The sequence below is a fragment of the Diaphorobacter ruginosibacter genome (assembly GCF_014395975.1).
Lineage (GTDB): Bacteria > Pseudomonadota > Gammaproteobacteria > Burkholderiales > Burkholderiaceae_C > Diaphorobacter_A > Diaphorobacter_A ruginosibacter.
Genome location: NZ_CP060714.1, coordinates 4,963,643 through 4,986,583, shown reverse-complemented (window position 1 = coordinate 4,986,583; position 22,941 = coordinate 4,963,643). Strand labels below are relative to the sequence as shown.

At 62.4% G+C, this 22,941-nt stretch carries 22 protein-coding genes and 1 tRNA gene; 10 read left to right on the top strand and 13 right to left on the bottom strand.

Annotated elements, in window-relative coordinates; translation table 11 throughout:
- Positions 1-14 precede the first annotated feature (14 nt).
- The 6 genes from H9K76_RS22450 to H9K76_RS22425 form a co-directional block, all read right to left on the bottom strand.
- Positions 15-290, bottom strand: coding sequence for an H-NS histone family protein (locus tag H9K76_RS22450; RefSeq protein WP_187597452.1), 276 nt, complete (start codon positions 288-290; stop codon positions 15-17).
- Between the two features lie 117 nt (positions 291-407).
- Positions 408-1,211 (bottom strand): 2,5-didehydrogluconate reductase DkgB, encoded by an 804-nt coding sequence (gene dkgB / locus H9K76_RS22445; RefSeq protein ID WP_187597451.1) that lies wholly within the window; start codon positions 1,209-1,211, stop codon positions 408-410.
- Positions 1,212-1,389: 178 nt separating this feature from the next.
- The gene (locus H9K76_RS22440) at positions 1,390-3,387 is read right to left on the bottom strand and encodes a TonB-dependent receptor domain-containing protein (RefSeq protein ID WP_187597450.1); all 1,998 of its coding nucleotides are present in this window, start codon (positions 3,385-3,387) and stop codon (positions 1,390-1,392) included.
- A gap of 118 nt (positions 3,388-3,505) precedes the next feature.
- Positions 3,506-3,847 (bottom strand): DUF3325 domain-containing protein, encoded by a 342-nt coding sequence (locus H9K76_RS22435; protein ID WP_187597449.1) that lies wholly within the window; start codon positions 3,845-3,847, stop codon positions 3,506-3,508.
- On the bottom strand, positions 3,844-5,565 hold the full coding sequence (locus H9K76_RS22430; RefSeq protein ID WP_187597448.1) for a PepSY-associated TM helix domain-containing protein: 1,722 nt from the start codon (positions 5,563-5,565) through the stop codon (positions 3,844-3,846). Before H9K76_RS22430 ends, H9K76_RS22435 begins: the two co-directional genes overlap by 4 nt.
- Entirely contained in the window at positions 5,562-5,891 is a 330-nt protein-coding gene (locus H9K76_RS22425) for a DUF3649 domain-containing protein (protein WP_343066295.1), read from the bottom strand. Before H9K76_RS22425 ends, H9K76_RS22430 begins: the two co-directional genes overlap by 4 nt.
- A 273-nt stretch (positions 5,892-6,164) precedes the next feature.
- On the opposite strand from H9K76_RS22425, the gene H9K76_RS22420 reads away from it, so the two are divergent.
- Together H9K76_RS22420 and H9K76_RS22415 are read left to right on the top strand one after the other, a co-directional pair.
- Entirely contained in the window at positions 6,165-6,866 is a 702-nt protein-coding gene (locus H9K76_RS22420) for a response regulator transcription factor (RefSeq protein WP_187597447.1), read from the top strand.
- Positions 6,850-8,163 carry a sensor histidine kinase gene (locus H9K76_RS22415; protein ID WP_187597446.1) on the top strand — a complete coding sequence of 438 codons (1,314 nt, stop codon included), beginning with the start codon at positions 6,850-6,852 and terminating at the stop codon, positions 8,161-8,163. The genes H9K76_RS22420 and H9K76_RS22415 overlap by 17 nt, the downstream gene beginning before the upstream one ends.
- A 2-nt stretch (positions 8,164-8,165) precedes the next feature.
- On the opposite strand, the gene H9K76_RS22410 is transcribed toward H9K76_RS22415, so the two are convergent.
- A complete protein-coding gene (locus H9K76_RS22410; RefSeq protein ID WP_187597445.1) occupies positions 8,166-8,909 on the bottom strand; it encodes a type 1 glutamine amidotransferase in 744 nt (247 codons plus the stop codon).
- A 378-nt stretch (positions 8,910-9,287) separates the two neighbouring features.
- On the opposite strand from H9K76_RS22410, the gene H9K76_RS22405 reads away from it, so the two are divergent.
- Positions 9,288-11,423 (top strand): TonB-dependent receptor, encoded by a 2,136-nt coding sequence (locus tag H9K76_RS22405; protein ID WP_187597444.1) that lies wholly within the window; start codon positions 9,288-9,290, stop codon positions 11,421-11,423.
- Positions 11,424-11,486: 63 nt separating this feature from the next.
- Here H9K76_RS22405 and H9K76_RS22400 read toward each other — a convergent pair whose 3' ends face one another.
- Positions 11,487-12,407: a LysR family transcriptional regulator gene (locus H9K76_RS22400; protein WP_187597443.1), complete on the bottom strand. Its 921-nt coding sequence runs from the start codon at positions 12,405-12,407 to the stop codon at positions 11,487-11,489.
- Between the two features lie 43 nt (positions 12,408-12,450).
- A complete protein-coding gene (locus H9K76_RS22395; RefSeq protein ID WP_187597442.1) occupies positions 12,451-12,597 on the bottom strand; it encodes a hypothetical protein in 147 nt (48 codons plus the stop codon).
- Here H9K76_RS22395 and H9K76_RS22390 point away from each other — a divergent pair.
- Both H9K76_RS22390 and H9K76_RS22385 read left to right on the top strand, forming a co-directional pair.
- On the top strand, positions 12,596-13,702 hold the full coding sequence (locus H9K76_RS22390; RefSeq protein ID WP_187597441.1) for an agmatine deiminase family protein: 1,107 nt from the start codon (positions 12,596-12,598) through the stop codon (positions 13,700-13,702). The two genes, H9K76_RS22395 and H9K76_RS22390, sit on opposite strands and share 2 nt — an antisense overlap.
- Before the next feature lie 10 nt (positions 13,703-13,712).
- Positions 13,713-14,804, top strand: a complete 1,092-nt coding sequence (locus H9K76_RS22385) for an agmatine deiminase family protein (RefSeq protein ID WP_187597440.1) — start codon at positions 13,713-13,715, stop codon at positions 14,802-14,804.
- A gap of 30 nt (positions 14,805-14,834) precedes the next feature.
- Here the strand turns inward: H9K76_RS22385 and H9K76_RS22380 are convergent, their stop codons facing one another.
- Positions 14,835-15,812, bottom strand: coding sequence for an NAD(P)/FAD-dependent oxidoreductase (locus tag H9K76_RS22380; protein ID WP_246475577.1), 978 nt, complete (start codon positions 15,810-15,812; stop codon positions 14,835-14,837).
- Positions 15,813-16,124: 312 nt separating this feature from the next.
- On the opposite strand from H9K76_RS22380, the gene H9K76_RS22375 reads away from it, so the two are divergent.
- Positions 16,125-16,655, top strand: coding sequence for a GNAT family N-acetyltransferase (locus H9K76_RS22375; protein ID WP_187597439.1), 531 nt, complete (start codon positions 16,125-16,127; stop codon positions 16,653-16,655).
- A gap of 74 nt (positions 16,656-16,729) precedes the next feature.
- Here the strand turns inward: H9K76_RS22375 and H9K76_RS22370 are convergent, their stop codons facing one another.
- A complete protein-coding gene (locus H9K76_RS22370) occupies positions 16,730-18,232 on the bottom strand; it encodes an IPTL-CTERM sorting domain-containing protein (protein ID WP_187597438.1) in 1,503 nt (500 codons plus the stop codon).
- A 517-nt stretch (positions 18,233-18,749) separates the two neighbouring features.
- Here H9K76_RS22370 and H9K76_RS23735 point away from each other — a divergent pair.
- Positions 18,750-19,937, top strand: coding sequence for an IPTL-CTERM sorting domain-containing protein (locus tag H9K76_RS23735; protein ID WP_425489640.1), 1,188 nt, complete (start codon positions 18,750-18,752; stop codon positions 19,935-19,937).
- Positions 19,938-20,055: 118 nt separating this feature from the next.
- Here H9K76_RS23735 and H9K76_RS22360 read toward each other — a convergent pair whose 3' ends face one another.
- Entirely contained in the window at positions 20,056-20,502 is a 447-nt protein-coding gene (locus H9K76_RS22360) for a hypothetical protein (RefSeq protein ID WP_187597436.1), read from the bottom strand.
- A 590-nt stretch (positions 20,503-21,092) separates the two neighbouring features.
- Between H9K76_RS22360 and H9K76_RS23610 the strand changes: the two genes are divergently transcribed.
- From H9K76_RS23610 to H9K76_RS22345, 3 genes are all read left to right on the top strand, one after another.
- On the top strand, positions 21,093-21,665 hold the full coding sequence (locus H9K76_RS23610) for a hypothetical protein (protein ID WP_187597435.1): 573 nt from the start codon (positions 21,093-21,095) through the stop codon (positions 21,663-21,665).
- A 371-nt stretch (positions 21,666-22,036) separates the two neighbouring features.
- Positions 22,037-22,234, top strand: coding sequence for an IPTL-CTERM sorting domain-containing protein (locus tag H9K76_RS22350; protein WP_187597434.1), 198 nt, complete (start codon positions 22,037-22,039; stop codon positions 22,232-22,234).
- A gap of 24 nt (positions 22,235-22,258) precedes the next feature.
- Positions 22,259-22,615, top strand: coding sequence for a DUF1304 domain-containing protein (locus tag H9K76_RS22345; protein ID WP_187597433.1), 357 nt, complete (start codon positions 22,259-22,261; stop codon positions 22,613-22,615).
- A 216-nt stretch (positions 22,616-22,831) separates the two neighbouring features.
- Here the strand turns inward: H9K76_RS22345 and H9K76_RS22340 are convergent.
- A tRNA-Phe gene (locus tag H9K76_RS22340) sits at positions 22,832-22,907 on the bottom strand.
- Between the last annotated feature and the right edge of the window lie 34 nt (positions 22,908-22,941).

Sequence of the window (22,941 nt, the reverse complement as noted above, 5' to 3'; positions counted from 1 at the left end):
CAACGTGATCGTGTTTACTGGATCTCGAACTGTGCGCGGTCCTTGTCTGCGATCCACTTCGGCGGCTTTCCGCGACCACTCCAGGTCTGGCCACTCACCGGGTCACGGTACTTGGCCGGTGCCTTCACGGCGGCCGGCTTCCATGGGAACACCTGCTGAGCGGTGAAACCGAATTCGGCAATCAGTGCGTGAATATTGGCCAGTGCGGCCTTGGCTGCGGTTTTCTTGGCGTCTGCGATCTGCTGGTCCAGCGATTCTTTCTGCGCCAGAAGTTCTTTGTAGGTAGTCATTGAATGTGGTTGGATGGGGGAGCGAACAAAAAAACCTGCGCAATATTTTAGCGTTGGCCCAGTGCGGTCCAGGCCACCCCATCCCCCCAACCAGATGTCCGGCGAGCGGACCCGCCTTCAATCCCAGGCTGGTGCCAGCCCTTCGGGATTGACCTCGCGGCCATTGCGTTCGAGCTGTGCGATGCGCGCCATGTCGTCGGCATCGAGCTTCAGATCCTGCGCCAGCAGGTTGCTGGCCAGGTTCTCCCGTTTGGTCGACGAGGGGATCACCGCATAGCCCAGTTGCAGTGCCCAGGCCAGCGCGACCTGTGCGACGGTGGCCTGGTGCTTGTGTGCGATCTCGGCCAGCACCGCGTCCTTGAGGACCTTGCCGTAGGCCAGTGTCATGTACGAGGTGACGTGGATGCCCTCCTCCTTCAGGAAGGCCGTGAGCTTGCGGCTTTGCAGATAGGGGCTCAGTTCGATCTGGTTGGTCGCGATCTCGCCCTCGCCCACCACCGCCACGGCTTGGCGGGTCAGCTCGATGTTGAAGTTGGAGATGCCGATCTGGCGTGTCAGCCCCTGGGACTTGGCCTCCGCCAGCGCCTCCATGAATTCGGGCAGCGCGACGCCATTGCCCGGTGCCGGCCAGTGGATCAGCGTCAGGTCGACACGATCGGTGCGCAGCTTGTCCAGGCTTTCGCGCAGGCTGGGAATCAGCTTCGTCCGTGCATAGCTGTCGGTCCAGATCTTGGTGGTGATGAACAGCTCATCGCGCTTCACCCCGCTCGCGGCGATCGCCTGGCCGACCTCCGCCTCGTTGCCATAGATCTGCGCGGTGTCGATCGCGCGGTAGCCCACGTCGAGCGCATTGCGCACGGAATCGATCACGGTCTGTCCGGTCAGGCGGAAGGTGCCAACGCCAAAGGAAGGGATGCTCATGGGAAATCCTTTTCGGTTCAGTGAATGAAGAAAGCACGGGGCTTCTCGGTGAACGAAAGTTTGCGCGCTTTACCTTTGCCAATAAAGCCCTGTATTCGTCAAAATCTTTTGAATCCAAATCAAATATCCAGACGATAGCGACCTGACGTACAGGTCCTTATCCGAATCCGCCTGCCATTCAGAACTCGGCCGTCAGCCCCACATACAGGCGCCGGCCGTCAAGCGTCTTGCCGTAGTCCGCGGTGTTCACGGTCTTGTCCAGCAGGTTGTACAGGCCGCCGAAGATATGCACGTTCTGGTGCACCTTGTAGTTCACGCCGACATCGACCAGGGTATAGGCCGGAATCTGCGCCGTGCCGCCGTCGATGCTTTTGCTCTTGTATCGCGCCTTGCCCCAGAACTTGAGCTGGCTGTTGGCCGACCAGTCCGCTCCCACGTTGAACATGTGCCTGGGCAGGTTGTTCAGGGGCTTGCCTTTGTCCGCGCCGGTATCGATCTGGCTGTCGGTGAAGGTGTAGGAGGTGTTCAGCTTCAGGGCTCCCACGCGCCGGCCGAACGTCGCTTCCAGTCCGTTGATGGTGGCCGAGCTGACGTTCACGTACTGGTTGATCCGCGCGCGCGTCTCACCGTTGTATACGCAGGCCGGTGCCGTGGTGGGGCTTGTGCAGATCGTCTGCGTGCTGATCTTGTTGCGGAAATCGGTCTTGTAGATCGTGACGCCCGCGTTGGTTTCCGCATCCGGCGTCCAGTTCACGCCAAACTCGTAGTTGGTGCTCTTCTCGGGCTTGAGGTCCTTGTTGCCCATGTCCCAGGCCGCGCCTCGGGCCGCGATTTCAACGATGTTGTCGTCTGCCTGCTTGAGTGTGGGAGCCTTGTAGCCGCCGCTCACCCCGCCTTTGAGCGTGACGGACGGATTCAGCTTGTAGACCCCATACAGGCGGGGAATGAACTCGCTGCCATAGTGCTCGTTGCGGTCGTAGCGCAGTCCTCCGACGAGGGACAGCTGCTCCGTCAGGAAGTACTCGTCCTCGACAAACGCGGCCATCTGCCAGCGCGAAAGATTCACGTTGCGGGAACCCGGGAATCGGCTGGCATCGTGGTTTGTCTTCTCCGACTTGTACTCGCCCCCCACGGTGACCATGTGGTCGCCGAGCGGAAGCACCGTCTTGGTATTGAAGAAGCTGGCCTGGTATTCGGAGTAGTTGCTGCCGTTCTGAATTTCCACGTTCTCGCGCGTCAGGAATGAGCTGGTGCGAAAGCGTTCTCCCCAGTTCAGGTCGTGCGAGAGCGCCAGATAGTTGCGCTCGTTCTGCACCTCTCCCGCTGCGCCCGTGCGCACCGTACGCTGGTTGTCGCCTTCCCCATGGGTGGCTTCGAGTCCCAGCGTCTGGCTGTCGGACAGCTTCCATGCCAGCTTCGCCGTGATGTCCTTCATCTCCTTGCCCGCATATCCACCGGTGAAGCGGTCTTCGTTGCGCTTGAAGCGCGAGCCGTAGACCGTCAGGCCCAACCGATCGGACGCGATCGGGCCGCTCAGATAGAAGCGTTGCTGGTTCTCGCTGCCCGCCTTGGAGTTCTCCTGCACCGTACCGTCGACGGTGACGCTGCCGGTCCAGGCCGAAGCCACTTTCTTGGTGATGATGTTGATGACGCCGCCCAGCGCACTTGAACCGTACAGCGACGACATCGGACCGCGGATGACCTCGATGCGTTCGATGGCCGACACCGGTGGCAGCCATCCCGTCTGCTGCGCACCGCCAAAGCCGTTGTAGTAGGCCTGGGAAGAGGATCCGAGCGGTTTTCCATCCACCAGGAACATGGTGTAGTCCTCGCCCAGGCCGCGAATGTAGATCTGCGTGGATTCGATCTTTCCACCGGCTCCACCTTCAATGGTCACTCCCGGAATGTCCTGCAGGGCATCGGTCACGTCGCGGTAGCGGCGGCCCTCCAGTTGCTCCCTGGGAATCACCGTGATGGACGCGGGCGCATCAACAATCGATTGTTCGAATCCCGTGGCGGTGACGACCACGTCGGGCAGCGGGGCGGGCGCGGCCTGTGCACCACTCTCCTGCGCGTGGACCAGCAAGGACGAACAGCTTGCAAGGGCAAGAATCGTGGATTGAACCAGCGCACCCGGCGATCGTTGGCGGGTTGCAGTACTGGGGAATGTGGCCATGGAAATCTCTCCTGTCGGGCGAAATGAAAAAGGTGTTGTGGAGGGGGCTCGGAATTCGAGGCGCAGCAGTGCCCCACGGTGCCTCGCGGCACCGGTTTCACGAGCAGGTCAAATCAGGTCAGAGGGGCGGGACAAGCCACAGCAGCGCTCCCAACGCCGCCGTGCAGCAGGCGAGCTGCCGGGCCTTGTGGGGCGCGTAGGTGAGGACCAGGCCCAATGCCATTGCGGCAAACGTCAACAGGCCCAGCCAGGCGGCGATGGCGATCGAGGTGTTCCAGTGCTGCAGGCACTTCAGCAGCGAGACACCCAGCAGCACGAAGCCGCCCGCTCGCCACCACAGAATCCGGCCGGAGCTGAGCGCCTGCGTCTTCATACCGAACTGGTCGCCGTGCCGGTCCATGGAGGCCGCAATGGCGGCAAATGCCGCAAAGGCCAGAAGCAAGGCAGCGCCGTACGTCATGTCGATTTCTCCAGGGCCATCGATGCACCGGCAACACCTGCCGCCGTCCCGGCTGCGGTGCCGCTCTCCCTCGTCGCGAGCACACCGGACTTCTGCTCGCCGGTACTTTTCCTGACGCCCGCCTTGGCGGCCGGCCTGGCTGCAGCCTGCGGCCTTGCGAGCCACCAGACGATGACCCCGTGGATGACAGCCAGCGCCATCATCATCAGGTCGAACCCGGCGATGCTCCATTGCGAGTGGGCAAGGCTCTGCGCGAGAGACGCGCCACCGGTCAGCGGATTGAGCACCGGAAGCAGCGCAAACAGAAGCGCCGCCACAGCCATCTGCTCGCGCCATGCCTGGCGTGGTGCGCGCAGGAGCGGATGAAGCAGGCACAGCAGCCACACCGTGAAGAATCCGCGGATTTCCCAGTCTCCGCGCCCCGCGAGTTCCACCGGAATCAGCCGGTTGAACCAGAAGTAGGCGGCGGTCGCCACGGAAAGCCCGGCAATGGAGCCGACGTTCAGGACTTCCACAAAGCGGTGCCCCTTCGGGGTGTAGCCCAGCTTGCGGCGCTCGGGCAGGCGCTTGACCACCCACAGCACCATGCCCGTGGCCGCCATCAGCGTTCCGACGACCCCGCTCAGGAACAGCAGCCAGCGCACCGCAGGCTCCGCAAAGCGCCCCAGGTGAAGGCTGGTGAACACGTTGCTGGTGGCGCGAGGCCAGGACACGGCCAGGGCCTCGTGCGGCTGGCGGGAGGCTCCGCTCACGCCGTCGAACAGCAGCGTGGAAGACGCACCGCGATTGACCAGGCTGGAGCCACCGCCCTCGCGCAACTCGATCGTGGCCCGCGCCGTGCCGGGCGCATTCACCGTGATGCTGCCCACGCCATGGCGGGGCCATTGCTGCTGCGCCTGTGCCAGCAGAGGCGCAATGGAAGCAAGCGGAGCGTGCTGGCCAGGCTCTGCCTGCGCCCTGCCGCCTGCGCCCTGCCCCCCTCCTGCCGCCTGCCTGTTGCCGCGCATCTCGGAGAAGTACGCCCCGGTATCGCCGTTGTAGGCCGCCTGGATACCCCAGGGCATCAACAGGTTCATGAGCAGCAGCAAGCCGCTGAAGGTGATCAGGATATGGAAAGGCAGAGCCAGCACGGCCGTGGCATTGTGGGCATCGAGCCAGGAACGCTGCCCCTTGCGCGGGCGGAATGTGAAGAAGTCCGTGAAGATCTTCTTGTGCGTGATGACGCCGCTGATGATGGCGACGAACATCAGCATGGTGGCGAAGCCCACGATCCAGCGCCCCCAGATCCGCGGCATGGCATAGAGCTCGAAATGGAAGCGATAGAGAAAATTGCCGCCGCGGGTTTCCCTGTGTTCGATCCGCTCTCCCGTGCCGGCGTCAAGCGTGGCGCGGCTGGTTCCCGCGCGCCCCGCGGCAGCACCTGGCTCGCGCCATGACGCCTCGATGGCCGTTTGCCGTGCATTGGGCAGCGACAGGGTCCATGTGGTCGCGTTGGGCGCCAGTTTCTGCATGGCGTCGAGGCCCAGCTGTGCCGTCTCGGCGCTGGCCACGGAGCGATGCAGCTCGGGACGCATCCAGTCGTCGATCTCATCGCGGAAGAAACTCAGCGTCCCCGTGAAGAACACGGCATACAGCAACCACCCCAGCACCAGCCCGCTCCAGGTGTGCAGCCACGACATGGATTGCCGCAGCCCCTCCGGCTTTCCGTCGATTCTCACGCCTGGCCTCCGCGCATCAACCACCACGTGAGCACGCCCAGCACCACCGCCGGCAGGCCGATCCCCGACCACGCACGCCCGGCGCTCGCGCACCCGAACGCCCACATCGCTGCGATCGCGTAGAGGACGAACGAGAGCATGGTCGCCGCCAGCGTGGCATCCGGCCGCGACAGGCCCATCAGCTGGAACCCGAGCGCACCTGCTGCCGCACTCATGGCGGCCAGGACATATCCGCCGCCAATGGCCGCCACGGATCTTGACGCCACCTGGACGCGATACCGCCCCAGGCTCGGGGCCTGGGGCATCGATGTAGATTCACTGCTCACGGTTTCCTCTCTCTCCCACTGTGTTCCCCGCACACGCGCGCTGGTCGCGACAAGCCGTGCGGGGTGGGATCAGCTTTGTTCGGATGGGATGGCTGCGGCTCCGCTCATGCACAGCCACGGGCCCTTATTTTATAAATGCGACTCATTCTCACAAAAATCCAGGGGAATGCCACCGAACCAGTGGTGAGCCGCCCTGCATTGCTCATCATGGACTGCATTTAGAATGCGCATCATTCCTATTTGTAATTTAAATTCCTGATCAACGTCTGACGGATGAAGCTGCTCGTAGTAGAAGACCATCGGGAGCTGCGTGCATTGCTCAGGTCCCATCTGGAACGCGCCGGATTCGCCGTGGACACCGTGGCCAGCGGGCAGGCGGCCCTGGATGCCATGGCTGCGGCAGACTTCGATGCGCTGGTGCTCGATCTGGGCCTGCCGGACATGGACGGCATGGCAGTGCTGGCAGCCTGCCAGAAGCTGCCGCACAAGACGCCCTGCATCGTGCTCACCGCGAGGGACGCACTGGACTGCCGCATCGCCGGGCTCAATGGCGGCGCTGACGACTACGTGCTCAAGCCCTTTGACATGTCGGAGTTCGAAGCGCGCCTGCGAGCGGTGCTGCGCCGCACCCACGGAACGCGTGAAAACCGGCTCGGGCTTGGCAACGTGGCGTTCGAGAGCGTCTCGCGCCTGGCCACGGTGCAGGGCCATCCCATCGATCTGCTGCGGCGCGAGGCGATGCTGCTCGAAGAAATGCTGCGCGTGTGGCCGCGCATTGTGGTCAAGGAGCGCCTCGAAGAACACATCTACTCCACGCGCGAAAGCGTGACGCTGAATGCGATCGAAGCACTCGTGTCGCGCCTGCGGCGCAAGCTCCGCGATGGCGGCGCCGATGTTCTCATCGACACCGTGCGAGGCCTCGGCTACCGGCTGGTGCTCGCGCACGATACGGGGCGCCATGGGCATCAGCCTTGAACGCCGCACGCTGATCTGCCTGACGCTGGCATTCGCAGCAGGCGCCGGAGCGCTCGCGCTGTCGCTCTACGACACGAGGGATCATCTGCGCCGCACCACCGTGGCGATCCAGGCCCGGGAGATCGCAGAGGGCTTCACCATGCAGAGCGATCCGGCAAGCCTGCCGAGGACCTATGCCGGGGGTGAGCTTTCGTACACGCTCTATTCGCCTTCGGGGGAGGTGCTGTGGTTCTCCGATGACCTGAAGCGCCCGCGGCGGCTGCGGCCACACCCGGATCAGGTGCCGCAGCGGCCCTTCAGCTGGCCCCTCCACAGCGGCGAAGTGGTCAACGTGCCCACCCGCCTGTCGGATGGCGCGACGCTGATGGTGGCCAAGCGCGATCTTCTGGAGCGCCAGGCCATCGGGGTGTTGCTGCAGGCCAAGCTGCTGCAAAGCCTGGCCATGCTCATCCCCATCGGGCTGCTGGCGCTCGGGTTGATCTATTGGATGATGCGCTGGACGCTTCGCCCCGTTCAGGAAGCCGCGCGCTTTGCCCAGGGCATATCGCCACAGCATGTCCAACCGATCCCCACCACCGGACTGCCACGCGAAATCCGGCCCCTGGCGGATGCGGTCAACATGGCCGTGGACAACCTCGCGCAGGCACTGGCCAACGAAAAGCGGCTCGTCGCCGATGCCGCACATGAACTGCGCACGCCACTGACGGTGCTCGACCTGCGCCTGCAGAAAGCGCGTGCCGAAGCGGCACCGGACTGGCCATCCATCGATGCCGACCTGTCCACCTTGCGCCAGATCACCGGCCAGTTGCTGCTTCTCGCCAGGCAAGACCAGCACACCGGGATCGGAGAGGGAACATCGACAGCGGCATCGACCCACCTCTCGCGTACCGTGCGAGAGGCGGCGGCCGCCCTGCTCCCCCTCTTTGAAGCCCAGGGCCGGGAACTGCGCGTGCACATCGCGGACGCCGTGCACTGCCAGGGTGAAGCCAGCCTCCTGCGCACCGCCATCGGCAATGTGCTCGAGAACGCGCTGCATCATGGCCGAGGCCCGGTTTCTCTCATTCTGGCCGCATCGACGGAGGCGATCCGGCTGACGGTGGAAGACCAGGGAGCGGGTGTACCGGGCGCGCTTCAGGACTCGATGTTCATGCGTTTCCAGAAAGGTTCGCAAGGCAGTCGCGGCGCGGGACTGGGGCTGGCCATTACGCGGCAGATCCTGCGCAATGCAGGAGGTGACGCGCGGTTCGTATCCAGCAGCGGCTGTGCTGTGGAGCTGAGCTTTCGCGCTCCCGCATGACTTCAAGCTGGAACGGAGGAGCCCGCACGAAGTCCCACCATCAGGTCCCGGTCCAGTCCCCGCATCCAGGCGGCATAGACTCTTCGTGCGACGGAATGCAGCGTACCCACGCGTGCCTGCACGTTTTCCAATATCTGTTTCTCGCATTGGCACGAAGGGCCGCTTGCGCACCGCAGTTCATGCCGGCCTTCCTCGCACCATGCCCTGAGGCTTGCGGCAGTGACTTCAAGATGCCCCTGAAAAGCCCAGTTTCGGCCGTGGCGAAATCCCTTGTTCAGGCAATACGTGCCATACATGGTGCGGGTTGCGCCTCGCGGGATCTCGAAGGTGTCGTAGTGCCAGTTGAACGTCATCATGCGGGCAGGCAGATGCAGGTCGCGCTGTGCGTCGGGAGTGGCCCACACCTGGCCCCATCCGATGTCGGGACAGGCATTGCGCGAGACCTTCGCCCCCATGGCATGGGCCAGCATTTGCGCCCCGAAGCAGTGCCCCAGCACGGGCACGTCGCTCGCCAGGGCCGACTGGAGCAACGCACACTCTTCTTCCATCCATGCCAGGCGTTCATTCACCCCGTGGTTGCTGCCGAGCACGACAATGCCGCGGTAATCGCGGGCGTTGCGCGGGACCGCCCCGCCCTCGATCTGGCTGATGATGCGGCACGGAATGCCCTGCTGCTGCAAGCACTCCAGCAGGACACCAGGACCTTGGTTGGTTTCATGCTGCAGGATGGCGACGGGTTTCGTCATGGAGAGTGAGCTTGCCAGCGCAAGCTGCGTGTTGCGAAGGCTCCAATCTAGCCATGCACGCATCATGACGGGCTTTAGTCTTGGGCCCCCGACATCAAGGCAGCATCAAGAATCCAGGCGTGGAACGGGTGCATGAACAACCGGTCGGAGGCATTTCGTGATTTGCTCAGAGGCGATATCGGAAAGTGCAGCAGCAAAGAAGGGAAAAAAATGCACCACGCAAGTGCAGTGAGATATTCAACCGGCGTGTGAAAGCACCCGGCATCGCCTGGAAACGAAAAGGCCTTGCATGCTCCGCTGACACCGGAGCAAGGTCGCCGTGGCACGGTTCTTGTATGAATTTTTTTGAAGACATCATACGCATCGAACGTGAGCCACATGAAGACTACACCGAGGCACCAGACTCGCCTGCGGCTGGGACCCGTCACCATTACCGTCGCCGCCCTTTGCTCGTCCGTGAGCGGACAAGCCCGGGAGATCGGGCACATCGGCGCGTCCGGCGATCCCGCTGAACACAGCGCATCCTTGCCGGCCATCGAGGTCGCCGCACGTCACTATGACAACTCCGTGGGGAGCAGCGATGCCGCGTCGCAAGGTGTCATCGAGTCGTCTCTGCTGCTCAGCCGGCCAGCCTTGCGGCCCGGCGAGGTGCTCGAGTTCGTCCCAGGCATGATCGTCACGCAGCATTCCGGCGACGGCAAGGCCAACCAGTACTTCCTGCGAGGCTTCAACCTCGATCACGGTACCGATTTCGCCACCACCGTGGACGGCGTTCCGGTCAACATGCCCACCAACGGGCACGGGCAAGGCTATTCCGATCTGAACTTCCTGCTCCCCGAACTGGTGGATCGCATCGACTACCGCAAGGGCCCTTATTTCGCGACACATGGCGACTTCGCCGCGGCGGGCGCCGCCGATATCCTCTACAAGAGCCAGCTGGCAGAACCATTCGCACAGGTATCGCTCGGCCGGAATGGCTACAAGCGCGGCGTCGTGGCCGGCTCATTCCAGTTGACGGACGATGTGGTGTTCCTGGGAGCCGCGGAATGGATGGGCAACGACGGCCCCTGGACGGTGCCTGAAGACCTGCGGCGAAAGAATGCGGTATTGCGATTCACCCAGGGAACCGCACAGCGCGGCGCCTCGCTCAGCTTGATGGCCTATGACGCCCGATGGACATCGACGGACCAGGTCCCTCGCCGCCTGATCGCTGCCGGAACCTACGAGGGGAAGCCTTTCGGGCGCTTCGACTCGCTCGATCCGACAGACGGCGGCAACACGTCGCGCTACAGCCTATCAGGGGAGTGGCACGATCGCGACCCTGACGGAGAAACACGCATTTCAGCCTATGCGATGAGATATTCGCTGCGGCTGTTCTCGAACTTCACCTACGCCATGGATCGGCCTGAGACCGGCGACCAGTTCTCGCAGCAGGATGACCGCAACGTTTTCGGTGGCAAGATTTCACGGGCATGGAATCATTCGATTGGCGACTTTCCCATGCGCTCCGAGTGGGGTGTTCAGCTGCGAAACGACAGGATTCGCGTAGGGCTGCATGACACCCGGTCACGAAGGATTCTGGGCACGACCCGCGTGGACAAGGTGCGCGAGACGCTGCTGGGCGTCTATGGACAGAGCACGATTGAGCTGACGCCCTGGCTCCGCGGCATGGCTGGGCTGCGCGGTGACATGGCACGGTTTGCTGTGGACAGCCTGACCCATTCCGCGAACTCGGGCCATGCCAGGGCCAGCTTGCTGTCACCGAAATTCTCGCTGGTGGCGGGTCCCTGGCAACGGACAGAATTCTTCCTCAATGCCGGCAAGGGCTTCCACAGCAACGATGCTCGCGGTACGACGGCACAGGTCGATCCCAGGACGGGCGAACCCGTGGATGCCGTGCCCGGCCTGGTTCCCGCCCGCGGATGGGAGGTGGGCGTGCGTACAGAGGTGATCGCCTATCTCCAAAGCTCGCTTGCCTTCTGGGGTTTGAAATCCAACTCGGAACTGGTCTATGTGGGAGATGCCGGAACCACCGAAACCAGCGGGGCGAGCAAACGACATGGCATCGAGTTCAGCAACCGCTGGACACCCCATCGCCATTTCCTGCTGGACGCCGACATCGCGCTGACTCGCGCGCGCTTCACCAACGGGGACCGCATTCCCAACGCCGTGGACTCGGTTGCGTCGATCGCCGCGACGGTCAAGGACATCGGCCCCTGGTCGGCCAGTCTCCAGTGGCGCTATCTCGGCAGCGGCGCACTGGTCGAAGACAACTCGGTGCGCTCCCAGGCAGCATCCACCTTCAACCTGCGAATTTCCCGCGACCTCAGGGATCTGACCCAGCGCACCTCGCGCCTCACGCTGGATGTATTCAACCTCTTCAACCGGAAGGTGGACGACATCCAGTACTTCTATGCCTCGCAGCTTCCCGGGGAGTCCTCCCCGGTCGACGGCCGGGTCGTCCATCCAGGTGAACCGCGAACGGTACGAATCACATACAGGACAACGTTTTGAGGCTTTTCCGGTACTGAGCGGGCATCGCGCAGGCTCAGTTCAGGCACGCAGTCTTGCATGCCTTCATCCTCGCGAAGAAGGACTGTTGGCTTCAGTGAATTCCAGGCCCTGTGCAATCAGCCAATGGAATACCTGCATGACAATTTCCGAACGCGCGTCTCCCGCAACACCTGACAGCCACCACGTCGTACCGGGCAGCCGGGGGTACTGTGGAAGCACCTGCAATTGGCCCCGCGCGAGGCTGGAGTCCACCAGCAGGCGTGGCAGGCACGCGATGCCCCGCCCGTCCAATGCGGCATCCAGCATGAGACGCGCGTCGTCATAGATAGCCCGCTTCCGGAAACGTTCTAGCGGCCCCAGGAATATCGAGGCAGTCGCTTCGCCGGTCAGGCTTTCCTCCAGGCAAATCAGGTCCGCATGCAAGTGATGCTGTTCCTGCGGCATACCGGCCAGGTTTCCTGCCAAATCGACGCTCGCGACGACCAGCCACTCGTCCTGCAGAAACGGGCTCTCGTTCAGACCGGGCTGCAGAAGAGGCCTGCTGCCAATAGCGATGTCGACATCGATTTCATCGACAAAACGAGCGCTCTCGTCAACAGACAACAGCAGGCACAGCTCGGGGATCCGGGACTCCAGGGCGCGCAACCTCGGCTGAAGCCAGCCGTGCAGCAAAGGCGCCGGGCACACCAGAACCACCAGCCCCGGATCGAGGTATGTGGCGATTCGCCCAAGGCCGCTGCGCAAGACGGCGAGCGTGCGTTGAACGCTGCGCAACAGCACCTCGCCCGCCACCGTCAGCTCCACGCCACGTCCCGCACGGCGGAACAGAGGCTGCCTGACGTGCTCTTCCAGCTGTTGAATCTGGTGGCTGATCGCCGACTGCGTCACGTGCAGCTCGTCCGCCGCACGCGAAAAGTTGCCATGGCGAGCCGCCGACTCGAACCCCATCAACAGCTTCAGCGAGGGAATCCGATGCTCTGACATATGAAAAACTCTAATTGATTACCCATTATTTTATCATTTGTCCTCATGCCTCACCCCATCCACAATGCCAGTCTTTCAGATAACGGCAGCCATTTTCATGACCGAAATGGGCTGCTCCCCGAGGATGGATGATGAACACACGTCGATATTTCATGCGCCATTGCGCAGCCGGCGGCAGCACGCTGGCCATGGGCAGCCTGCTGGCTGCCTGCGGCGGCGGTAGCGGTAGCGGTAGCGACGGCGGACCGGACACCGACACGCCCACCCGACCGTTGCCAGGCGACGTCTCCGGCTGGTACATGCCGGACGAGGCCGATCCCCACAAGGCAACATGGATGGCATATGGCGCCTCAAGCGCCATTTGGACAAGAGCGCAAGTGCCGCAGGTGCAACAGGCCCTGGTGCGTATCGCCAATGCCATTGCTGCCTACGAGCCTGTCCGGATGCTGGTCCGCCAGGCTGAGCTGCACAGTGCGCGGCAACTGCTCGATGCACGCGTCACGCTCATTCCCGCCGAGCTGGACGACCTGTGGATGCGCGACACAGGCCCCGTCTTTGTGCGCAGGCAGAACGGCGAGCGGGCCTGCGTGAAGTTCAACTTTAACGGGTGGGGCCGAAAGCAGCCATTCGATCATGACGGCAAGGTGGCCGATGTGGTCAGCGCCTGCGCGCAACTGCCATTGCTTGCAACGAGCCTGGTGCTCGAAGGCGGGGCATTGGAGGTCGATGGCAAGGGAACGGCCATCATCACGGAAAGCTGCGTACTGAACAGCAATCGCAACCCTGGCTGGAGCCGGAGCGATTGCGAAGCGGAACTGCGGCGCTTGCTGGGTGTCCGCAAGGTCATCTGGCTGCCAGGCATCAAGGGCCATGACATCACGGATGCCCATACGGACTTCTATGCGCGCTTCGTGCGTCCCGGGGTCGTGGTCGCGCACCGCGAGATGACTCCCGACTCCTACGACTACGCGCTGACCCGTCAGCATCTGGACATCCTGCGTGGTGCCACCGATGCCGACAACCGGCCGCTGCAGATCGTTGTCGTCGACGGCCCGAGCCGGATTCGGCCGGGAAACAATCCGGACACCTTTGCCGCCGGCTACATCAACTACTATGCCACCAGCAAAGCCATTTTCCTGCCGGAGTTCGGTGATGCGCACGCTGACCTTCAGGCCAGGGACCTGTACACGCAGCTGTATCCAGGACGTGCTGTGATACAGGTCAATATTGATCCTATCGCCGCCGGTGGCGGTGGCATCCATTGCACCACGCAACAGGAAATCATCCAGGGTTGAGGCGAGCGACATGCAACGACGACATTTCCTCTCGACAGCGATCGGCCTCGGTGCCGGTATCTCCGCCGGCTGGTCCGGCTCGCTCGCCCTTGCCGCGGGCAGCGGCTGGAGCATGCCCGATGAAGGCGAGCGCCATGCCGCCACCTGGATGGCCTTCGGAGCCAACGACGATGTGTGGGGCAAGCGCCTGAAAGCCGGCGCACAAGCGAACCTGGCGCGCATCGCGCAGGCAATTGCCAGCGTAGAGCCCGTCCACATGCTGGTCAATGAAGAAGACTACGATCTGGCCGCCCGGCTGTGCGGTAGCAAAGTCAACCTGGTTGTGCAGCCCATCGACGACCTCTGGATGCGCGACACGGGGCCTGTCTTCGTCAAGAAGGCAGACGGGGCACTGACGGGCGTGAATTTCAACTTCAACGGCTGGGGCAACAAACAGGACCACGAGGACGATGCCCTGGTGGCTGACTTCGTCGCCCGGCGTGCCGGTGCGCCGGTACTCGAGAGCACGCTGGTGCTGGAAGGAGGAGGCATCGAGGTCGATGGCAGGGGAACGGCCATCATCACCGAAAGCTGTGTGCTGAACGCCAATCGCAATCCCGGTGTCGGCAAGGCGCAATGCGAGCGGGAGCTGCGCCGGGTTCTGGGCATCGAGAAGGTCATCTGGCTGCCTGGCATCGCCGGTCACGACATTACCGATGGCCACACGGATTTCTACGCCCGCTTCTGCGCGCCCGGCGTGGTGGTGGCGGGGCTCGAAAACGATACGTCCTCTCCGGAACATGCGGTCACGCAGCGCCATCTCGACATCCTGCGCAAAGCCACCGACGCACGCGGCCAACGACTGAAGGTCATCCCCCTCGCGGGACCGGACCGTGTCCGCCCGCAATACGAAAACAAGGACTTTGCGGCTGGCTACATCAACTTCTATGTATGCAATGGCGCGGTGATATGTCCCGAGTTTGGTCACGCGCAAGCCGACCGGAACACGAAGGCCATCTTGCGCGAACAGTTTCCCGGGCGTGACATCGTGCAGCTCAACATCGACGCCATCGCTGCAGGCGGCGGAGGCATCCACTGCACCACGCAGCAGCAGCCCGCGTGAACCGCGGCGGCAACTCGCGGAACCGGGCCGTCAGTCCCTCGGCTGCAGGAAACGCGCGGGCCTGTAGGAGTCCAGGGACGAATCGAGCACTCCATGAACGATCTCTTCGCTCGCCAGGCGCCCCACCGCCGCAGCCAGCGTGACTCCTGGATGCATCACGCATACATACAGGCCCGTGGTGCCGGGCAGATATCCAATGATCGGGGCGCCATCGCGCGGGATCGGCCGGAAGCCAACGCAGGACCACTCGGGCTCAACAGGTGCCGCGCCTTCCAGTTCGCCCTCCATGGCCCTTGCCGTTCGTTGCGCAACCGCCGCGGGCTGGTTGTCCGGAGAGTCGTCCAGGTAATCCTCCGCCGCAAACAAGACCCCATCCACGTCCTGCCTCACCTCCATGGCAGGGCTGGAGATGATGGTGTGTATCAGCTTGGGCTGCGGCTTATAGCGAATGAAGATGGCCGGTGACGCATCCACAGGCAAGGTCACATTGAACTGTTCGATCAGCTTTTCAGTGCCCGTGCCCGCTGCCAGTACAACCATGTCGGCCTCCAGCATACCGACACTGGTCTCGACCCCTGTCAGCCGAGAGCCCCTGCAGAGCAGGCGAAGAACAGGGGTCCGGGTGAGCACCTTGGCCCCGTGTGCCTGCGCGCCGGCTATCAGGGTATGCGTCGCTTTCACGGCATCCAGTGCGCCTTCTTCAGGTGCAAACCGCGCTTGGTCAGGTGGATGTTTCAGACGGGGCTCCAGATCGCGGATCCTAGCGCTCGTGGCCATCAGCACTCCATCGGCCGGATCCGACCCCTGCATTGCCTCAGATGCGGCACCGTAGGTCAATGCACCAATCCACTGCACGGCCAATTCGGGAAGCTCCTGCTCCAGCCGGTGGTATTCCTGAATAGCGATTCGACGCAACACCCCCATGGGATCCGGCACCGGACGCAATGACGTATTGATCCAGCCGAATGATCGACCCGTAGTGCCGGAGGCAATGTCTCCACCCTCCACCACCGTGACGTGCGCCCCCTGCTGGCGAGGTGGTATGCCAGAGACGCCCCGACGATGCCCGCACCGACCACAATGACTCGCATGGGCGCGCGACGACTCAGGTTGTTTGTTGGCGATGCCACGATAGCTGCTGGCTCCATTGCTTGCTGATGCCTGTATGTTCGTATATATGTGGTGAACGATACCGCGAATGCCTTCCCGGACGCACTGCCGAGGATTGGGTGGGCCCGGCGGCGTCTGGTTCGCCCGCCTCGGCTCCCTCACGCGTGTGAGAATGAACGATCATCGCCAACCGACAGCGGAGGACATTCCTTGATCTCAATTCGTCCCATTGCCCCTCACGAATGGCCCACCTACAGGGATATCCGCCTGCAGGCGCTCCGGGACTCGCCCGACGCCTTTGGCAGTACTTGGGAGGCTGAAGCAACGGGGAGGGATGAACACTGGTCCACGCGGATCGCATCGGCAACGGCGGGGAACACGGACCGCGCGCTTTTCGCCGTCAACGGTGACGATGTATGCGGCCTCGTCTGGTGCAAGCTGCCCGCTGCAGAGCCCGGTATCGCAGACATCTACCAGATGTGGGTTCATCCCGCCGCGCGTGGCCAGGGCGTCGGGAGCGCCCTTCTCGGAGAGGCTCTGGCCTGGGCCAGGAGCCGCGGATCTCACCGCGTGCGACTCGGAGTCACCGCCAACGCCGGCTCCCCGGCCATGCGCCTGTATCTGGCGCATGGGTTTCTTCCTGTCGGCCAGGTCGAACCATTGCGGGAAGGCTCGGAACTCATGGTGCAGGCCATGGAGTTGGAATGGAATGCTCCCGTCTCGCACCGAGAAGCGCGTTAAGCGGGCCTACCGGAACCGGCCATTCCAACTCATTGGCAAAGAATCGCGCGGCAATAACTGCGCGGATCCGGCATTCACACCCGGCGACGAACGCCCAGGAAGCCCAGCATGGCAGCCAGACACGCCAGTGCCCAGGCACTCAAGGTGGGCACCGGGGTGGGTGCCTGCGACGACGGGATGGTGTTCGCTACCGGGCCAACAGCCAGGGTACATACTTCCAGCCCAGGCGTGGCGCCGGTCTGTGCCGCGGGTGTAACGCAAAAATAGACATACTTGTTCAGGTCCGACGGCTGCAAGGTGTAGGTCGCTGGATGGCCCACGCCGCCTGTCGAGCCGCTCGCGACAACCGTGCCATCGCCGGAACCGGAAATCGTCGAGCTGGTACTGGTCACGAACTTGTAGGAAGTCTGTGCAGGTGCTTCAATGTCTCCCTCGGTGTCCGCATAGGAGTAGTTCCCGCTCACCACGGAGCCGACCTTCGGGACACCTGAAATGGTGGGAATTGCGGTTGGCACAACGTTGACCGGCTCAGCAGCCACGGGCCCCGATGCCACGGTGCACGCTTCCAGCCCGGGCGATGCCCCGGTGATGGCGGCCGGCGTCACGCAGTAATACAGATACTGGTTCAAGTCTGCTGGCTGCAGTGTGTATGGAACACTGCTCGATGCACCGCCGGTCACACCGCTCGCTACGGTCGTTCCTGCGCTGGAGTTTGCAATGGAAGAATTGGGACTGGTGACAAATTTATAGGTCGTGCCACTGGGGTCTTCAACATCCGCATTGTTGTCGGCGTAGGTGTATTGGCCTGTCACGGATGATCCAACCTGCGGCGTTCCGGTGATGGACGGCACGGCAATCGGCACGGTGTTGGGCGGAGCCTTCTCGATCAGCGCCACCATGTGCTGATATCTGGAATCCCGGTTGCGGAACAGATCCATCGTGTAGGTGTTGGACCGGTACGTCGTGCGCAGGGTGGGCAGGTTGGCCCGCATGGCATCGTACAAGGTGTTGTAGGCGCTGACGAATGCAGCCTGGTCCGTGCCTCCGTATTGCGTGACGTCCTCAGCGCTGGGTTTCGATGAACCACTCGCGATGTCGATGCTGGCGGCAGTTCCCTTGTAGTCGTTACCAATCTCCCACAAGGCGTATTGCAGGGCGCGTCGTTGCTCAATGCTGCCGTTCTTGTAGTAACTCAGATAGTACTGATCCAACAGCCAGTAGATGGCGGCCTCGCCAGCGGCACCCGACCCGCCTGTAATGGCGCTGGCACCTGCTTCCGTGTCGAATTGGGCAATGGGGACGGGATCCACTGCATTAGTAAAGGGCGGATCTGTCGCATGATCGATGCAAATCAACATGACCGATTGATCGCTGTATGGTGTGTTATCTGCGTCATAGGTCAGCTCTTGCGAGGTTCCTGAGTAGATCCCGCTGAAGGTATAGGTGACCGGACCAGATACGAACGCGGCCATGGAAAGGCTTGGGACGGCCAGGGAAAGCACAGCGGCAAGGGTCGGAAGTGTTTTGCGCATCATTCTTTTCCGTGGATATTTACAAATGCAGTAATTCGTCTTCATGAAAAAACTCTCGAGCTCCGCATGCGGGATCTGCAGGCTTGCTCAAGCCACTTTTGACATGAAGACTATTTTTGATATCAGCCAATGGGCAGCCACTGCCTTAATGCATCATTAGCTATATGCGCATTAGAGCTATGGATAAGGGCATTTGGTTTTGGAAAAAAATCAAATGATTTGGTTTTGCGCACGCATCATTGTGAAAAATAGTCCTCGAGACATGCGCATGAAGTTACCTGGATGATTCACATTCACCTACAGTGCAGGCGATCGGATGAAAGCAGTGGCCTAAGGCGCGCCAGGGGCCAAGAGGTTGTCTGCAGATCTCGACCCGATCATTGGAAGAATATTGCCGGCTACCGGTGACCGGTGACGCGGTAGCCGGGACGTTGCTGACCTGATTTGCATGCGAATCAATATTCCAATTCTTCCCTCATAAAACCAAACGAATCCTCATTGTGTTTTCGGTAGTGTTTGGAAGCAGAGATGTTTATCTGTTTGCACACAGGAGAGAAGAACAATGGGACTTTCCAAGCGGGCCAAGGCGGCAGCGCTACTTTATTGGGGGGTAGCGGGTCACGCCATGGCGGCAGATTGCGTGAACGGTATCAACGCTGCGGGGAGCTGCACCGTGCCTACGGGAGTGACCAGCATGACCTTCGAAGTATGGGGTGGTGGTGGCGGTGGCGGATCCAGGGACAAAGGATGGGATGGGCTCCCGGGTAGCGGTAGCGGCGGCGGGGGTGGCTCCTATTGCAAGGCCACTCTGGCGGTATCTCCTGGCAGTTCCCTGGTGGTTCAGGTGGCAGCAGGCGGAACGGCAGGCATCGCCAACACCAATCCGGAGCGTTGGCATCTTCCAGGCACCTCCAGCACAGGCGGTGGCTTGTCTTCGGTCACAGGCCCTGGTGTGGTGGGCGTGACAGCCAACGGCGGCGGCGGCGGTGGCGGCAGTTCGGTCAACCTGGTGTATTTCGATACGGCTCGGGGCCGCTCCGGTGGTGGTGCAACAGCAGGGAGCGGAGGTCTTGGTGGGGCTGGCGGGGATGGCGTGCTGGGCCCATCTCCGGGCGCGCCGGGTGGCGGTGGCGGTGCGGGTGCCCAGGGAGGCACCGGCGGAACGGGTGGCCAGGGAGGTGCCGGTGCACAGGGGTCTGATGGCCCTCCGTGGGATGGTGTGACCCCGGGAGATGGTGCCAATGGCAGCGATGGCAGCGACGGCGGAAACGGTGGACAGGGCGGACCGGGAGGTGACGGCACCATCGCCGGTGCAGGGGGCGCTGGCGGAGAGGCCGGCTTTGGGGGACAAGGAGGATTGGGAGGCGGAGGCGGTCCTCGGCCCGACTATTTTGATGGCGAGCCAGGTAGGAGCGGAGTCAATGGCACTCCTGGCATTCCTGGCGAGAATGGCCAGACACTGAGTGGTCCCCTGCTTGTCACTGCGTGTACCGGCGATGCCCTGGCGGGCATGGATGGATCGGGTCCTCATGGCGGCCTTGCAGGCGGCCCTGAAGTCGGTGCGGGCGGAGGTGGGGAGGCTGGCACTGCCGGCCAACCCGGCTTGGTCCGCATGAGCTTCACCGTGGACCAGGTGCCCCCCACTATGCCTGCCCAGCCGACGCCCGTTCCCACATTGGGTCAGTGGGCCCTGATGTTGTTGACCTTGGCCTTGGCCGGCTTGGCCGCTATCAGATCGCGCCGCACGTGAGCGCATGGACCGAGGATATTCCTACTCCAGGTTTTGTGGCCCTCTCCAAGTTGGAGTTAATTGATGCCTAGCTGCACGGCAACCATTTGCGTGATTCAGAGATTGGTGTGGCCTTTGCTCAAACTTCATACGCATAGGTGCATCTGAGCTCAACCCCTTTCAGAGCAATTGCAAAGGGTTCAGGTGCCTCCTTGAGGACAGCGTCAAAGCTGGCGCTGAGTCGTCCACCTCCCCTGCTGCCTTTGTACCGGATGCTCTTGGGCATGGCTTGGAGTTGAAGCCGGTTGGAACCAGACAGCGTCGCCTCCAACCGAAAGATGCGATGACGGAAATCAGTGGATTCCGAGGTTGTGGCCGCCGGAGACGCCAGGCGTATGGTTTGCCCACCGTAGGAGAGTTTGAGATCAACCTCCACAATGGAGGCTGGAACATCACCTATCAAGGTAAGCGCCTGCCCAGCGTGACGCCCCTTGCAGTTCAGTTGCGCTGTATTTGCACCTGCGATGGCGTGACCCGCAAGGGCGGACAGCACCACAAAGAATCCGAGAGGCCAGGTTTTTCTCATATACCCTCCATGGGCGAACGCGGCGTGTTCCACATGGCCCGCGAGACCGAGGTCTCGGGGCCCACTTCGGTTTGGAATAGTTCGGCATTCCGGGAGGCGGCTGCAGCAATCCCTGAGCCTCCATAGATTCGATTTTTTTCCAAGAGCAACGGGCTCCAGTTGGAGGTCGACATAGCATTGTCACCTGGGGCATCCGGGCAGTCTCACGCCCGCATTCTCCGCGATCCGGCCCACCGCCATGCCACGAGACCCATCACATGTTTTCTTGGAAACGTCCAAGCCGGAGCAGCGGATTGGCTGCAGACATGCGACTGTTTCCTTGCAGGATCAGTATTGTTGATAGTCGGATGTGTATACGAGCCCATATTCCAATGCCATTTTCATAAAACCAAAAGAATCCTCACGGTGCTTTCGGTAGTGTTTGGAAACTAAAGTATTTATATGTTTCCACACAGGAGAGAAGAACTATGAGGTCTTTCAGGCACGCCAAGGCGGCAGCGCTTCTTTGTTTGGGGGCGGCAGGGCCTGCAATGGCTGCAGATTGTGTCAGCGGCGTCAATGCTGGGGGCAGTTGCACGGTACCCGCCGGGGTGAGCAGCATCACCTTCGAAGTCTGGGGCGGCGGTGGTGGTGGCGGCACGAATGCAGGCTCCTTCAGCGGCGGTGGAGGTGGTGGCGGCAGCTACTGCAAGGCGACCGTCGCCGTTGCGGCGGGCGCTTCATTGGTTGTGCAAACGGGCGCAGCGGGTGAAGTTTCTCATGGTGGCGGTATTTCGTCGGTTACAGGCACCAATATCTATGGGATTACCGCCAATGGGGGCGGTGGAGGCGGTAACGCGGGCACCGGCGGAGCGGGTGGGCCTGGCACTGGTGCCAGCGCGACACATGGCGGCGCAGGTGGTGCAGGTGGCTTGGGTGCGATCGGCTCCATGGGGGCCCCAGGAGCCAAGGGCATCACGGGCGCCCCTGCAACCAACAATCCGACGAATCCATCGCGTGGGGGCAATGGTGAGGATGGGCTCTATGGAGACAATGGTGGCGTGGGTGCCAGCGGCGGTGGCGGGGGCAATGGCATTACCGGAGGCAATGGCGGTGCAGGCGGTGTGGGCGGCACCGGTGGCGTAGGGGCAGCGGAGGTGCTGGCGGAGATGCGGGGGCGGTGACGCCTCCCACATTTATCTACGCGACAGGTGGCGACGGAGGCAACGGTGGCGGCGGAGGCCGTGGTGGCCAAGGCGGTAGCGGAGGGCCCGGCGGCAGTGGAGTAACCCCTGGCACAGGTGGCGCACCAGGAGCTGGCGGATTGGGCGGTAAGAGCGGCCTGGCCGGTGACGCAGGTGCCATGGGCAATCCCGGCAGTGCAGCGGCGCCCCAGGACGGTATTGGAGGGAAGACAGGTTTATCTGGTCCCTATGGGGTGGCCGGCGTCTCAGGAAGTGCGCTCCAGGAACTGGCGGCCTGTACCGGCGGCAGCAACGGTAGCAGCGGCAGTGGCCCCAATGGTGGCGCCGCAGGCGGACCGCAGCAAGATGGGATGGGTACAGGGGGTGCAGCAGGCGCACCAGGTCTCCCAGGCTCGGTGCGCATGAGCTTCACCGTGGATCAGACGCCACCGACGACGCCCGCAGTGGCGACTCCCGTGCCGACCCTCGGCGAATGGACCCTGGCGTTGCTGTCTACCGTACTGGCGGGTTTTGCAGCATTGCGCCTGGGCCGGCGCCGCTTAAACTGACACATTTGCGCAGGAGGAGAGAGGATGTCGCTTGCTGTGAATGTCGTGGTCGTTGTCGTCGCGCTGATCCATGTTTACATCCTCGTGCTGGAGATGTTCCTTTGGGACAAGCCTGCGGGCATGAAAGCTTTCGGCACCACTCCTCAACGTGCTGCTGACACCAAGGTTCTTGCAGCCAACCAGGGGCTATACAACGGCTTCCTGGCGGCGGGGCTCCTGTGGGGCCTGACACTGGGCCCGGAGGGTCACGGCGTGAAAGTATTCTTTCTGGCCTGCGTCCTGTGTGCTGGCTTGTACGGTGGCGCAACGGTGGGTAGAAAGCCGCTGCTGTTCCAGGCACTTCCAGCGGCCATCGGCATCCTGCTGCTCGTGCTTCAATAGCCGTCCTTGTGGGGCGTGCCCTGACCGGCCCCGTACTGTGAAGACAATCAATGTGCGCGACCATTGCTGGCACTTGAAGGCGTGAGCAAGCAACAGAGAGACACGAAGCTGACTCAGCGGTTGAGCGAGTTCGCCTGAAGCTCGGACAAGCCACTTTGCTGGAAGCCAGAACGACAAAAGCCCGTCCAATTTCTTGAACGGGCTTTTGAAGGATTCTGGTGGCCTGGCGCGGAATCGAACCACGGACACGCGGATTTTCAATCCGCTGCTCTACCAACTGAGCTACCGGGCCTCACTAAGCAAGACTTGAATTATATACAGATTTT